The 14,779-nt window shown below is 54.0% G+C and carries 12 protein-coding genes and 1 tRNA gene; 12 read left to right on the forward strand and 1 reads right to left on the reverse strand.

The window, feature by feature from the left end; all coding sequences use genetic code 11:
* Positions 1-42: 42 nt before the first annotated feature.
* The 3 genes from IAE55_RS07820 to IAE55_RS07830 all read left to right on the forward strand — a co-directional run bounded on the left by IAE55_RS07820 (position 43) and on the right by IAE55_RS07830 (position 3,613).
* The gene (locus IAE55_RS07820) at positions 43-1,554 is read left to right on the forward strand and encodes a sugar ABC transporter ATP-binding protein (protein WP_145158579.1); all 1,512 of its coding nucleotides are present in this window, start codon (positions 43-45) and stop codon (positions 1,552-1,554) included.
* 23 nt (positions 1,555-1,577) lie between these two features.
* Positions 1,578-2,606: a galactose/methyl galactoside ABC transporter permease MglC gene (mglC, locus tag IAE55_RS07825; protein ID WP_089547997.1), complete on the forward strand. Its 1,029-nt coding sequence runs from the start codon at positions 1,578-1,580 to the stop codon at positions 2,604-2,606.
* 257 nt (positions 2,607-2,863) lie between these two features.
* Positions 2,864-3,613, forward strand: a complete 750-nt coding sequence (locus IAE55_RS07830; protein ID WP_105442149.1) for a CAP domain-containing protein — start codon at positions 2,864-2,866, stop codon at positions 3,611-3,613.
* A 186-nt stretch (positions 3,614-3,799) separates the two neighbouring features.
* Here the strand turns inward: IAE55_RS07830 and IAE55_RS07835 are convergent.
* A tRNA-Lys gene (locus IAE55_RS07835) sits at positions 3,800-3,872 on the reverse strand.
* Positions 3,873-4,001: 129 nt separating this feature from the next.
* Between IAE55_RS07835 and IAE55_RS07840 the strand changes: the two genes are divergently transcribed.
* From IAE55_RS07840 to bshB2, 9 genes are all read left to right on the forward strand, one after another.
* Positions 4,002-4,913: a GDSL-type esterase/lipase family protein gene (locus IAE55_RS07840; protein ID WP_325168611.1), complete on the forward strand. Its 912-nt coding sequence runs from the start codon at positions 4,002-4,004 to the stop codon at positions 4,911-4,913.
* Between the two features lie 33 nt (positions 4,914-4,946).
* Positions 4,947-5,930: an ABC transporter ATP-binding protein gene (locus IAE55_RS07845; protein WP_145158581.1), complete on the forward strand. Its 984-nt coding sequence runs from the start codon at positions 4,947-4,949 to the stop codon at positions 5,928-5,930.
* Positions 5,923-6,912 carry an ABC transporter permease gene (locus IAE55_RS07850; protein WP_145159463.1) on the forward strand — a complete coding sequence of 330 codons (990 nt, stop codon included), beginning with the start codon at positions 5,923-5,925 and terminating at the stop codon, positions 6,910-6,912. Before IAE55_RS07845 ends, IAE55_RS07850 begins: the two co-directional genes overlap by 8 nt.
* A gap of 81 nt (positions 6,913-6,993) precedes the next feature.
* On the forward strand, positions 6,994-8,976 hold the full coding sequence (gene parE, locus IAE55_RS07855; protein WP_145158582.1) for a DNA topoisomerase IV subunit B: 1,983 nt from the start codon (positions 6,994-6,996) through the stop codon (positions 8,974-8,976).
* An 11-nt stretch (positions 8,977-8,987) separates the two neighbouring features.
* Entirely contained in the window at positions 8,988-11,453 is a 2,466-nt protein-coding gene (gene gyrA / locus IAE55_RS07860; protein ID WP_145158583.1) for a DNA gyrase subunit A, read from the forward strand.
* A 278-nt stretch (positions 11,454-11,731) separates the two neighbouring features.
* Positions 11,732-12,136 (forward strand): MarR family winged helix-turn-helix transcriptional regulator, encoded by a 405-nt coding sequence (locus IAE55_RS07865; RefSeq protein WP_076170968.1) that lies wholly within the window; start codon positions 11,732-11,734, stop codon positions 12,134-12,136.
* A 93-nt stretch (positions 12,137-12,229) separates the two neighbouring features.
* Positions 12,230-13,450 (forward strand): MFS transporter, encoded by a 1,221-nt coding sequence (locus tag IAE55_RS07870; RefSeq protein ID WP_200631570.1) that lies wholly within the window; start codon positions 12,230-12,232, stop codon positions 13,448-13,450.
* Positions 13,451-13,650: 200 nt separating this feature from the next.
* Complete coding sequence (locus IAE55_RS07875; protein ID WP_076170972.1) at positions 13,651-13,995, forward strand: YojF family protein; 345 nt, start codon at positions 13,651-13,653, stop codon at positions 13,993-13,995.
* A gap of 20 nt (positions 13,996-14,015) precedes the next feature.
* Positions 14,016-14,666, forward strand: a complete 651-nt coding sequence (gene bshB2, locus IAE55_RS07880) for a bacillithiol biosynthesis deacetylase BshB2 (protein ID WP_200631571.1) — start codon at positions 14,016-14,018, stop codon at positions 14,664-14,666.
* Positions 14,667-14,779: the final 113 nt, after the last annotated feature.

Consider the following 14,779-nt stretch of genomic DNA (forward strand, 5'->3'; position numbering starts at 1 on the left):
CGGTCCGTCCTTTCCTCTGGATGAGGGCAGGGAGCGGAAGTTATGGCTGAGCGTGAATTTTTACTGGAAATGAACCGGATCAGCAAAGAGTTTCCCGGCGTTAAGGCGCTGGACGGGGTTACGCTGCAGGTAAGGCCCGGTACGGTTCATGCCCTGATGGGGGAGAACGGTGCCGGCAAGTCCACTTTAATGAAATGCCTGTACGGCATTTATTCGCCGGACGCGGGCGATATTCTGCTGGACGGCAATAAGGTCCAGATCAACAATTCCAAGGATGCGCTGAACCTGGGGATTTCGATGATTCATCAGGAGCTGCACCCGGTGCCTTTTCGCAATGTGATGGAAAATATTTGGCTTGGGCGTTTTCCGACAAAGGGCGTGGGATTCATCCGGTTTATCGACCATAAAAAAATGTACCGGGACACGAAGGAGCTGTTCAAGCAGCTGGACATTGATATTGAGCCGGACGTGATGGTCGGCAAGCTGTCGGTCTCCAAAATCCAGTCCATCGAAATCGCCAAGGCAGTATCCTTTCATGCGCGGGTCATCATCATGGACGAACCGACGTCATCCTTGACCGGTGTGGAAGTCGAGCATTTATTCCGCATCATCCGCGACCTGAAGAAACGCGGGGTGGCCATCATCTACATCTCGCACAAAATGGAGGAAATTTTGCAAATTTCCGACGATGTCACGATTATGCGCGACGGCAGCAAAATCGGCACGTGGCCGGCCAGCGAGCTGACCACAGAGATGATTATCGCGAAGATGGTCGGACGGGACCTGACACACCGGTTTCCGGAGAAAGAGAATGTGCCTGGCGAAGTGATATTGAAGGTTGATGGCGTGACTTCGCCCATCCCGAAATCGTTTAAAGACATTTCCTTTGAGCTGCGCAAAGGGGAAATTCTCGGCATCGGGGGCTTGGTCGGCGCCCAGCGCACCGAGCTGATTGAAGCGCTGTTCGGGCTGAGGGACATCGCCACGGGTTCCATTTTCCTGAACGGCAGCCCGGTCAAAATCAAGTCGCCGGAGGATGCGAAGAAGCTCGGTATGGCACTGCTGACGGAAGAACGGCGGGTCACCGGCATCTTCTCCGTTCTGCCTGTGCACGAAAACGCGGCAATCGCCAATTTGGGCAGATACCGCAAAGCGTTGTTCCTGCTGGACGGCAAACGCAAAAAGCAGGAAGCCGATCAAATGGTGGAGAAGCTGCGCACCAAAACGCCGACCACCCGGGCGCTGATCATGAACTTGTCCGGCGGCAACCAGCAGAAGGTGCTGCTGGCCAGATGGCTTTTGACCGAACCCGAAATTCTGCTGCTGGATGAGCCGACAAGGGGGATCGACGTCGGGGCGAAGTTTGAAATCTATACGATCATCAAAGACCTGGCGAAACAGGGGAAAAGCATCATCATGATCTCCTCCGAAATGCCGGAGCTGCTCGGTATGTCGGACCGGATTATGGTGATGTCTGAAGGACGGCTGACCGGTATCGTGGACGGAAGCAGCGCCACAGAAGAAGAAATCATGCGTCTGGCCGCCCAGCATTAGGGAAAGCCGAAGGAGGAACTAACATGCTGAACACCAATAAAATCAACACAGGCAGGAGATTTCAGGGATTTGCCTCGCAGTATGCGATTTACATCGTGCTGGTGCTGCTGGTCATCGGGATTACGATCTACAATCCTTCTTTTCTGTCCGTAAACTCGCTGCGTGACATTCTTATCCAGTCATCGACCCGCGCCATCATCGCGCTTGGCGTTGCGTTCATTTTGATCACGGCCGGAACCGACTTGTCGGCTGGCCGAATCGTCGGCCTGACCGCGGTTATCTCGGCATCCATGCTGCAGAGCTCGGACTATGCTGCGCGTTTTTTTCCGAATCTGCCGCATCTTCAAGTATGGCTGCCCATTGTCCTGGCCATTATCGTCGGCCTGCTGTGCGGATTGGTTAACGGGCTGGTCGTCTCGAAGCTGAACGTTCCGCCGTTTATCGCAACGCTAGGTACGATGGTTGCAGTGTATGGCCTGAACTCGCTGTATTTTGATATGGAGCCGAATAACTCCCAGCCGATCGGGGGGCTGCGCAAAGATTTCACCGCGATCGGTACAGGATATATCGGCGAAGGGCAGTATTCCGTGCCTTATATCGTGCTGATCGCCATTTTCGTGGCGTTCATCGTCTGGGTCATTTTTACGAAAACGAAGCTTGGAAAATACATGTACGCGATCGGCGGCAACATCCAGGCGGCCAAAGTATCGGGCATCAACGTCGCCAAGTACCTGATTTATATCTATGCCATCGCAGGCGCCCTCTACGGGCTGGCGGGAGTGCTCGAAGCCTCCAGAACCGGCGGCGCAACGAACAACTACGGGAATATGTACGAGCTGGACGCCATTGCGGCCTGCGTCGTCGGCGGGGTGTCTACCACCGGCGGCATCGGCACGGTGCCCGGCGTCATGGTGGGCGTGCTGATCTTTACGATCATCAACTATGGCTTGACCTTTATCGGCATCAGCCCTTACTGGCAGCTCATCATTAAGGGATTGATCATCGTAGCGGCCGTCGCTTTCGACATGCGGAAGTATGCTGCCAAAAAATAATAGGCCATAAAGGAATCGATCTTCTCGTCATGCAAACAAGCTGCGGCATTTCATGCTGCGGCTTATTTGTGCTGGAGCTGGAGTAATTCGGCTGAAAGAAGGACGGATGGTTGATGTATGACGGATTACCATTATTTGAGGCGTAGCCAGAAGAAACAAACATGTTACAATGTGAGGGTAGATTGTTTACAACTTTGTAACCTGTGTAAACGAAATCAACTTACGATATTTCACTGCGAAAAGGAGATGTTTGCAAGATGAAAAACAAAATGATGAAGACCATCGCCGGAGGAGCTTTCGCTGCCGTACTGGCTGCAGGACTGATCGGGTCCGGATCTGCATCAGCCGCTTCTGCCACCTCCGCTCCTCAAAAACAAGATCTCGGCAGCCTGCAGGCTTACCTGGAGCAGCTGCTTCAAAATAACGGCGGTTCTTATAATTGGAACTTCGTATACGAGCTGCCTTCCAATGGGCAAGTAAACGTACCAACAAATGGAACGGACAAGCCAACGACGACCAAACCTTCTACGCCGCAAACAAGCAAGCCTTCGGCTCCACAGACGAGCAAGCCGTCCACGCCAACGACTACGACGCCTTCGACTCCGTCCAACAACAGCGGAAGCAACACGGCGGACAAGTCCGGCTATGCCGCTCAAGTTATCAAGCTGGTTAACCAGGAACGTGCGAAAGCCGGCCTCGGTGCGCTGAAGGAAAATACGAAACTGTCCGGCATGGCGATGGACAAAGCGAAAGACATGTACAGCAACAATTACTTTGACCACAATTCTCCAACGTACGGATCTCCGTTTGACATGATGAAGAAGTACGGCATTTCTTACAGCTATGCCGGCGAGAACATCGCCAAAGGCCAAAAGGATCCGGCTGACGTCATGAATGCGTGGATGAACAGCGAAGGCCACCGCGCGAACATTTTGAACAGCCATTACACCACGATCGGCGTGGCCTACTATAATGGGGTCTGGGTTCAAGAGTTTATTGCGAACTAATCATTCATATCATTTAAACAAAAAGGGTGCCCCATGGCCGTTCGGCAGGGGTGCCCTTTAATTTTAAAAAAAGTTCGGTCAATCCCTCGGGATATGGAAAACCGGGTTTGGCCGGTGAGTCCGATGATTGCATACGAATTGAAAAAAGCAGAACCCGCATGCTTCAGCATACGAATTCTGCTTTGATGGGTTATGCAGGGGTCGAACCTGCGACCTGCCGATTAAGAGTCGGCTGCTCTACCAGCTAAGCTAATAACCCGCGTCGTCTAACAGAGAATATTATAACTCCGTTTCTCCCGAATATCCACTATGTTCACAAAAACGACAAAAAAGGCTGACGCTAAAACCGGGAATATGGCATGATTTGCAAATTGCCGGGAGAAGTTTTATGTTTATGTACATAACGTTTACGGAAACGACCGTTCAGATTGATCTGTGGAGGGATTATGTCTTGAGTTCATCGAAGTGGATTTGGCGGATTATCGGCATTCTGTCCGTAGCGGCAACGCTCCTCCTCATCGCCGGCTTCGCCTATGCGGTACAGGATATCAACCATCCCCAAGGCAGCAAGCTAAACCTGTCGGCTCCTTCCGCCAAACCTGAAGGAACGGCAACGGGCAATATTGAACAGAAAAAAGAGCTGAAGGCTGCGGTCATCGGAGATTCCCTGGCCAAAGGAACCGGCGACAGCACCGGGAGCGGCTTCGCGCGGCGAAGTGTGACCAAGCTTGCGGAGGCTACGGGCAAGAAGGTGACCCTGCTGAACAATCTCGGCATTAACGGGCTGACCACATCCGGACTGCTTCCGAAGCTGAAGGAACAAGGGACCCGGTACGTGCTTAGCGAGGCGGACATCATCCTGTTGTCCATCGGGGGCAATGATTTGTTCCAGGGGGCGGATCTGCTGTCAGGCAGCCAGACCGGTACCGCAACCAACGACGGAGAGGCTGCGGATCTGGACCCTGATGAGATGCTGGAAGCGCTGCCCCAGGCGAAGAAACAGCTGCAGCAAATTTTGGAGCAAATCCGGAAGATCAACCCGGGTGCGCTCATCATTTACGTCGGGCTCTATAATCCGTTTGGAGACGTGAAGGATCTTAAAGTGGCCGGTAATCAAGCCGTTTCGGAGTGGAACAGTGCCGCGCTCACGGTCATCAATAAATATGACAACATGACGCTTGTTCCGACGTTCGACCTGTTTCAGCACCATTTGAACAAGTATTTGTCGACGGACCATTTCCATCCGAACGATCAAGGATATGAGCGGATTGCCGAGCGAATTGTACAGGGAATGTTGTGAGAAAGAAGCGGGAAAGGGGCGTCAGGCGCGCATATGTCTGAAGGAAGCATCTTGAAATCTCAGGATGACGTCGTTCTGTCGGTGGAGCATGTGAAGAAGAAGATCGGACGGAAGTGGATCATTCACGATGTCACCTTCGACGTTCGGGAGGGCGAAGTGTTCGGCTTTCTGGGCCCGAACGGGGCTGGCAAAACGACGACCATCCGCATGCTGGTGGATTTGATCAAGCCGACCAGCGGTACCATCCGGGTGTGCGGATACGACGTGAACAAGAATCAGGAGCAGGCGCTCCGGTTTGTAGGCTCGATCGTCGAAAACCCGGAGGCGTATACTTATTTGACAGGATGGGAGAACCTCGAGCATTTTGCCCGGATGCAGCGCGGCATAGACCGTCAGCGTATCCAGGAAGTGGTTGACATCGTCAGGCTCGACCAGCGCATTCATGACAAGGTCAGCACGTATTCGCTCGGGATGAGGCAGCGGCTTGGAATCGCCCAAGCCCTTCTGGGACGGCCCAAACTGCTGATCCTGGATGAGCCGACCAACGGGCTCGATCCGAAAGGAATCAAGGAGCTGAGACAGTTTATCCGCCAGCTGGCCGATGAAGGGCTCGCCGTATTTGTGTCCAGCCACCTGCTGAGTGAAATCCAGCTGCTGTGCGACCGGGTGGCCATCATCAGCAAGGGGCGCGTACTGGCCGTGGGTCCTGTTGAAGAGCTGGTATCGGAAAATGCCCAATATATCATATGGGATCTCTCTTCCGTAGGAGAAGGCAGGTCCTTACTCAGCCGGCAGGCAGGCGTAGAGGTAATTACGGACGCCGAAGAGGTGCTCGATGACGCCATCATCGCCGGTATGGGGCAGGAAGCGATCGTGACCCGGATGGACGAACAGCATGTCGCCTCCATCGTCAGACAGCTCGTTTCAGCAGGGATTGAAGTCAAGGGCGTGCATAAAATTAATCCGACTCTGGAACAGCTGTTCCTCAAAATGACGGAAGGTGAGAGCATTGATTAACCTGCTTCCGCTGGTCAAAAACGAAACGATCAAAATCATCAAAAAGAAACGGTTTTATGTCGTATTGCTGATCCTTGTCGTCCTGGTGCCCATGTTCACCTACGCCCAGATGCGCTCGGCCGAACGGACACGCGATAAGTTTCACGGCGATTGGCGGCTTGAAGTTCAGCAGCAGATCACCGATAATGAAAATTCACTCAGCAGCGACCGCGTTCCGGACGAATGGAAAAAGTTCCGGAAAATTTTTATCCAGCAGCTGCAGTATTATCTGGACCATGAAGTGAACCCGAACGAGCCGAACGGCGTCACCTTTACCCGCGAGTTTCTGGACAACTCCATTTCCTTGTTCATACCTCTGTTGGTAATGGCGATCGCCTCGGATATCGTATCGGGCGAGAGGACATCGGGCACGATCAAAATGCTGCTGACCCGGCCGGTTAAAAGGTGGAAGGTGCTGCTCAGTAAATTGATCGCGCTGGTCATGTACAATTCGTTAATCGTCGTGGCGACGGTCATCATCACTTATTTGATTTCGGGCGCGGTATTTGGCTACAAAGGCTTTACGATTCCGGTATTCACCGGCTTTCTTATCCGCGGCTCGGAGGTGGATATGTCCGCCGTTCATGCCGTTCCACAGTGGGAATACCTGCTGATGCAGGCGGGTCTTGCCTGGTTCGTCAGCCTTGTCGTCGGGGTGCTCGCATTTATGGTGTCCGTGCTTGTCCGCAGCACCGCCGCCAGTATCGTCGTCATGATGGCGGCTCTGATTGCCGGCTCAATATTGACGAACATGGCGTCCGCATGGAACAGCGCCAAATATTTATTTATGGTCAACCTGCAGCTGACCAATTACCTGTCGGGCACGCCGGCGCCGATCGAGGGCATGAGCTTGACGTTTTCACTCATCGTGCTGACGGTTTGGGGGGCTGCTGCGATTGCAATCTCTTTCCTTGTCTTTACGAAAAGGGATATCTTGAATTAAAATGGACAAGGATAACAAAACATCTGTTTGCATTTTGGATGAAATTCATCCTACATAAAGATACACAAAGGGGGAGCATGAATGGTCGAGCAGATCGATATGTTTGCAGAGTCATCAAAGGGCGGCCCGAACGGCCAAACCGGATACGATGCTGACGACATTCAAGTGCTCGAAGGCCTGGTTGCGGTTCGCAAACGGCCAGGTATGTATATTGGCAGCACCAGCTCATCCGGACTTCATCATCTGGTATGGGAAATTGTTGATAATGCTGTAGACGAGCATTTAGCCAAATACTGCACGAGAATCGAAATTACGGTACACAAAGACGGATCTATCACCGTTCTGGACAACGGGCGGGGGATACCGACAGGAATGCACAAGACGGGTATCCCTACGCCGCAGGTCGTTTATACGATCCTGCATGCCGGCGGCAAATTTGGCGGATCGGGTTATAAGAAGTCCGGCGGTTTGCACGGAGTAGGCGCTTCGGTGACCAACGCGCTGTCGGAATGGCTTGAGGTGGAAATTTACCGGGAAGGCAAGATCCACCGGATGCGTTTTGAATATTGGCAGGACAAGAAAGGCAAGGAGCACGTCGGCGAGCCGGTGACCGGCCTGGAAGTGCTGGGCAATACGAACAAGACCGGCACCAAGGTGACGTTTAAGCCTGACGCGCGTGTGTTTCAGGGCGGTATCAACGTAACTTACGATACCCTCGCCGAACGGCTTCAGGAAATTGCATTCTTGAACTCCGGGCTGCGGATCGTCCTGAAGGACGAGCGTGCGGACCGTCAGGACGAGTTTTTCTATGAAGGCGGCGCCAGCCAGTTCGTCGAATTTCTGAACGAAGGCAAAGACGTCATGCATGACGTCATTCACTTTTACGGGGAAAAGGAAGACGTTGAGGTCGAGGTCGCCCTGCAGTATAACGCAGGATATACCGAAACGATCGCCTCCTTCGTCAACTCGATTCCGACTCGCGGCGGCGGTACGCATGAAACAGGCTTTAAAACGGCCTACACACGCGTGATGAACGATTATGCCCGCAAAAATCACCTGCTGAAAGAAAAGGACAAAAACCTTGAGGGGAACGATCTGCGCGAAGGCATGATGGCGGTCATCAGCGTTAAGATGGCCGAGGTCGAATTCGTGGGCCAGACCAAGGACCAGCTCGGCAGCGCTTCCGCGCGGAGCACCGTCGATGCGGTCGTGTCGGAGAAAATGCAGATTTTCCTTGAGGAAAATCCGCAGGTGGCCCAGACGCTGATCAAAAAGGCGATTCAGGCCTCCAAAGCGAGGGAAGCCGCGCGGAAAGCGCGCGACGATATGCGCAGCGGCAAGAAGCGCAGCGAGAGTTCGAATCTGGGCGGCAAGCTGTCGCCGGCGCAGTCGAAGGATTTTACCCGTACGGAGCTGTTTGTCGTGGAAGGGAACTCTGCGGGCGGATCGGCCAAGCAGGGCCGGGATTCCAAAATTCAGGCAATCCTTCCGCTGAAGGGGAAGCCGATGAATCCGGAGAAGGCGAAGCTCGCCGACATTATGAAGAACGAAGAATACCGGATGATCATTTCCGCCATCGGGGCCGGCATCGGCAACGAGTTTGAAATCGAAGACAGCAATTACTCCAAAATTATTATTATGACCGACGCAGACACGGACGGTGCGCACATTCAAGTGCTGCTGCTGACCTTTTTCTACCGTTACATGAAGCCGCTGATCGATGCCGGAAGAGTGTATATCGCTCAGCCTCCGCTGTACAAAATTACGCGGAAGTCCGGCAAGCTGGAGACGATCCGTTATGCATATAACGACGAGCAGCTGCAAAACTATTTAAAAGAATTCGGTAAAAACTACGAGCTTCAGCGCTACAAGGGACTGGGCGAGATGAACCCCGAACAGCTGTGGGAAACGACGATGAACCCGGACACCAGAACGCTGCTGCAGGTGCAGATCGAGGATGCCGCCAAGGCCGAACGGCGCGTCTCCACGCTTATGGGCGACAAGATTGATCCGCGCAAGCGCTGGATCGTGGAAAACGTGGACTTTAGAGAGTTCGAGGAATAGAAGGTGAATGGATGAGCTTATCGGAACAATTTTTGCCGGCCTTTCTGGAGGAGGTCGTCGGCGACCGCTTTGGCCGGTACTCCAAATATATTATTCAGGACCGGGCTATTCCCGACGTGCGGGACGGCCTGAAGCCTGTTCAGCGCCGGATTCTGTACGCGATGTACGATTCGGGCAACACACCGGATAAACCTTACCGCAAATCCGCCAAAACCGTCGGGGACGTCATGGGCAACTATCATCCCCACGGGGATGCGTCCATCTATGACGGCATGGTCCGGATGGCCCAGCCTTGGAAGATGGGGCATGTGCTGGTGGACGGTCACGGCAACTGGGGTTCGATTGACGATGACCCGGCCGCAGCGATGCGGTACACGGAAGCCCGCCTGTCGCCGATCGCCATGGAGCTGCTGCGGGATATTGAGAAGCGCACCGTGCAGTTCAAGGACAACTTTGATAATACCGCCAAGGAGCCGGTCGTTCTTCCCTCCAGGTATCCGAATCTGCTGGTCAACGGGGTCAGCGGCATTTCCGCGGGTTTTGCAACCGAGATTCCGCCGCACAACCTGCGCGAGGTGATCGACGCATGCATCGCCGTCATGCAGAAGCCGGAAATCGAACTGGACGAGATTATGACCTTTATCAAAGGTCCCGATTTTCCGACGGGCGGCCTGATCATGGGCGGAGACGGCATCAAGGAAGCGTACCAGACAGGCAAGGGACGGATTTATCTCCGGTCTAAAGCGGACATTGAGTTTCTGCGCGGCGGCAAGCAGCAAATCGTCATTACCGAAATTCCGTACCAGGTCGTCAAATCGCGTCTGGTGACACAAATGGAGAATATTCGACTCGAGAAAAAAATCGAGGGAATTTCGGAGGTTCGTGACGAAAGCGGTCGCGAAGGATTGCGCATCGTTGTCGAAATCAAGAAGGAAGCGGATGCCCAGGGCATTCTGGCGTATCTGCTTAAGAAGACCGATTTGCAGGTGACGTACAACTTCAACATGGTTTCCATCGTCAACAAGGCGCCGCAGCAGCTTGGACTGAAAGCGATGCTGCAAGCCTACATCGAGCATCAGCGCGAGGTCGTGACCTACCGGACGCAGTTTGACCTCGAGAAGGCGGAGGCGAGAGCCCATGTGCTCGAAGGTCTTGTCAAGGCGCTGAACATTCTGGACGAAGTCATCGCGGCCATCAAGGCTTCCAGCAACCGCCAGGATGCGCAGAACAACCTGCAATGGATGTTCGGGTTTACGGAGCGTCAGGCCGATGCGATTCTGACCCTGCAGTTGTACCGTCTGACCAACCTGGAGATCACGACACTGCAGAAGGAGCTGGACGAGCTGCATAAGAAGATCGCCCAGTACCAGGCGATTCTGGAGAGCGACAAGAAGCTGATCGCGCTGATCCGCAAGGAGCTGCTCGAAATCCGCGACAAGTACGGCGTGGACCGGCGCTCTTCGATCCAGGGCGAGGTTGAGGAAATCAAGGTCAACCTGGAAGTCATGGTCAGCTCGGAGGATGTGCTCGTAACTCTGTCCAACGATGGATACATCAAGCGGACGAGCATGCTGTCGTTTACGCGTTCCGGCGGGGAGCTGGACAGCTCCGGGGTGAAGGAAGGCGATTATGTCAACAGGGTGCTGGAGGTCAACACGCTGGATAATCTGCTGATCTTTACGCAGCGTGGCCAATTCTTCCTACTGCCGGTGCATCAGGTGCCGGAGTTCAAGTGGAAGGACCCGGGAACGGCGATCGTCAACGTCATCAACCTGGCGAAGGAAGATGAGATCGTCGGGGCCATCCCTGTCAACAATTTTGACCAGCCCGATAAATCGCTCGTCTTCGTGACCCGTAAGGGCCAAGTGAAGCGGACGGAGCTGAAAGAATACATGACAAACCGCTCCAGCGCGGTTGCCGCTTGCAAGGTCGGCAGCGACGATGCGGTCCTTTCGGTAACGATGAGCAATAACGACAAAGACATTTTGCTGGTCAGCAGGGACGGCATGAGCATCCGCTTCAAGGAGCAGGAGGTTAATGCGATGGGCCGCGTATCCGCCGGGGTCCGCGGAATTCAGCTCAAGGAAGGCGATGAGGTCGTATCCGCCCTGTGGGTGGAAGAGGACGAAGGCGAAATCCTCACTCTGACGGATCTGGGCTACGGCAAACGGACGCTGCTGGCGGACTATCTGCCGCAGAGCCGCGGCGGCAAGGGACTGGCTACGTTCGAGTTCAAGGAAGGTAAGCGAGTGAAGCCGAACGGAACCCGCATCGCAGGAGCGTTTTATTGCCGCGAGCCGCTCGAGATCACGGCCATGACCCAGGCCGGCCAAAGCTTCAGCTTTAATTCGGAGCAGGCGCCGCTCGCCGAGCGGAAATCGATCGGAAAGCTGCTCGTGCATGTGGAGAAGAAGGACGAGATTATCGATTTGCTCGTGACCGGCTCCGAACCGAGCCGGACGGAGTCCAAATCATAAAATCAATAACTGAAAGGGCATCCCGGGCTGCGGGATGCCCTTTGTTTTTAACCGAAAATTTTTAAAAATTTCGTGGCTCCCCGAAAAGGTTCTAAATGGGCACGGGAAGGCCATCGGAGCCGCGTTATAGGGGATGTTTTTCCTGTAAATTTACACAGTTTTCACGAACCAAACAAAGAAATTTTTCATGGTGAAGAAGGAATTGCTTTAAATTGCGCGAAACTTAATCATGTAAATCATGGCGATTACAAGATACTGAGCGAAAGGAAGGATATACAGTGCAGACTTCCGAATTTGCGAAAATGTGGTCTAAACTAAGCAAAGATTACAAATTACATATGGAAAACGAGCTCGCCCCGGCCCTGACGGAGTCCCAGCTAACCGTGCTTGAAGTGCTGAGCGATCAGGAACGGATGAAGCCTTCGGACTTGACCCCGCTGTTGGCGACAAGCCCTGCCGCGGTCACCATGCTGCTGGACCGTATGGAGAAGAACGGGCTGATCCAGCGTGAGCGGGATTTGAACGACCGGCGGATCGTATGGGTGTCCATTTCGGAAAAGGGCAAGAACGAAGTGCTCCGCGGTCTGCAGATCCGCGATGCGTTCCTGTCCGGCGTGCTGAGCCGAATCTCGCTTCACAACCAGCAGCTGCTGGTGTATCTATTGGGCAAAATCACGGCCTAAACCGGGCCAGGCGTGTTGGAAGGCGCCGTTTAGGGCATCGTATGGATAACGATGCTTATATCCCTATTATTTCTTCAAGAGGAGTCATCATGGATGAGTAAGTTAGAGCTTTTGCGGCACCCCAAGCAAAGAAAGCTGCTCTTTAGCGCCGGCTTCAGCTGGTTGTTCGACGCTATGGATGTCGGCATCATATCGTTTATCGTAACGGCATTAACGGTCGAATGGAAGCTGTCACCGCAGCAGGTCGGGGTCCTGACCAGCATGAACTCCGTCGGCATGGTAATCGGAGCGGCTGCTGCCGGTTATATGGCTGACCGGTTCGGACGCAAGACGATCCTGATGTGGACCCTGCTCATTTTTTCGGTGGCGAGCGGCTTGTCCGCGTTGGCCGCAAGCTTTGCCGTGCTGTGCCTGCTGCGGTTTATTACCGGCATCGGTCTTGGCGGCGAGCTGCCAGTGGCTTCAACGCTCGTCTCGGAGTCGATGCCGGCACGCGACCGCGGCAGAGCCGTCGTCCTGCTGGAGAGCTTCTGGGCGGGAGGATGGCTGGTCGCTGCGCTGGTGTCGTACTTCGTTATTCCGAAGTACGGATGGCAGATTGCGTTTGTCATCGGGGCTTTACCTGCGCTATATGCCATATATTTACGCAAATCCATCGAAGATGCGCCGCGTTTCAAGGAACAGCAGGCAAGCGTCTCGAAGCTGTCCTTCGGGACCAAATTCAAGTCGATTTGGGCTAAAGAGCACAGCCGCTCCACGCTGATGCTGTGGATTCTGTGGTTTACCGTCGTGTTTTCCTATTACGGCATGTTTTTGTGGCTGCCGTCGGTCATGGTTCTCAAAGGCTTCAGTTTGGTCAAAAGTTTTGAATACGTGCTGATCATGACGATTGCCCAGCTGCCCGGTTATTTTACCGCGGCTTACTTCATCGAGAAGTTCGGACGCAAGTTCGTTATGGTTGCTTATTTGACGCTGACGGCGCTGAGTGCGCTGTGGTTCGGTTATGCAGACACAGAAGGCATGCTGATTGCCGCGGGCATCTGCTTATCCTTCTTTAACCTCGGTGCCTGGGGCGGCATGTATGCCTATACGCCGGAGCTGTACCCGACCCGGGTGCGGTCCACCGGCGTGGGGCTGGCCACATCGGTCGGCCGGGTCGGCGGCGTCATTGCCCCGCTGCTCGTAGGCGTGATGGTTGGCAAGGGCATCAGCATCGATACCATTTTCGGCATGTTTTTTGTTATTGTGCTGATCGGTGCAATCGGAGTGCTGCTTCTTGGTAAGGAAACCAAAGGCAAGGAACTGGCCGATTAAACGGCAATAAATACGTCATGTGTTGAAGAAGCTGTCCCGGGCAGCTTCTTTCCTTTTTCGTCATGCATATTTTTGGACTTTGCCACGCTCGTTCTTCCGCCCAAGATGACTAAATCTACGGGTTTGATTGTGATTTCCGGTTGTTTTGAATTATAATAAATATTGTTGCAGTTAGACGCTATCAGAATGGGGGAAGGAATATGCAGCTGATCAATCCCGGCATGGTCCAGGAGATGCTAGATTCATTGAAAAACCAGGACCTTTATATACACCTTGAAATGACAACAGGTGCTTACGCTTCACACAACGATTCTTCCAAATTTACCGCATCGACGTTTATTCATAACGGCGTCGTCCGATATTCGCAGGGCTCCATCGCCGGCTTTGGCCCTTACCGGGTCGGCCTCAAGATGGAGCAGGGCTGGGTTTATTCCCAAGGCTTGACCCATTTTGAAGAAACGGAAACGGATCGGCTGATCATGGCCGGACATGACAGCGACGGCAAGCTCGTCGTGGCGCTTCAGCTGAGCCGCCAACCATTTTAACGAGAGAGAAGGTTAGACATATGGAAAAACATATCCTTGTGGTGTTTCCCCACCCCGATGATGAGTCGTTCGGCACGTCGGGGACGCTGGCTAAGCATATTCAGGCCGGAACCCAGGTGACGTACGCCTGTTTAACCCTGGGGGAAATGGCCCGCAACATGGGCAATCCCATCTTGGCGAACCGCGTGACGCTTCCTGAGCTGCGCCGGAAGGAGCTGGAGGAGTCCTGCCGGGCGATTGGCATCCAGGATCTTCGCCTCATGGGTCTGCATGACAAGACGGTGGAGTTTGAGGATCAGGAGATGCTCACCAGCCGCCTGCGCGCGCTGGTTGACGAAGTGAAGCCGTCGCTGATCATCACGTTCTACCCGGGTTACGCCGTTCATCCGGACCACGACGCGACCGGAGCCGCGGTTATCCGGACCGTGACGGCCATGCCGAAGAAAGAGCGGCCGAAAGTGCACTGCCTGGCGTTCTCTAACGGGTGCGAGAAGATCCTTGGCAAACCGGATGTCTTCGTGGATGTGCGCGATTATTTGCCGCAGAAGTTTGCCTCGATCCGCGCCCATCAGTCGCAGTTCCGCTGGGAGACGAGCGGACAGTCGGAACTGGATAAAGCCGTGCTGGAGCGCTTCAGCCAAGAGCGGTTCTGGACTTATCATTTTGAATAATAGCATGGATTCCAAGACAAGCCGGACGGGCTGCTGCCATCACTGCAGCGCCCGTCTTTTTTTGTGCAGCATTATCGAAGCAGTAAGCCGGCACTCGGTGCGAAAGCACATCA

It is taken from the genome of Paenibacillus sp. S28, assembly GCF_016624415.1.
Classification (GTDB): Bacteria; Bacillota; Bacilli; order Paenibacillales; family Paenibacillaceae; genus Paenibacillus_AQ; species Paenibacillus_AQ favisporus.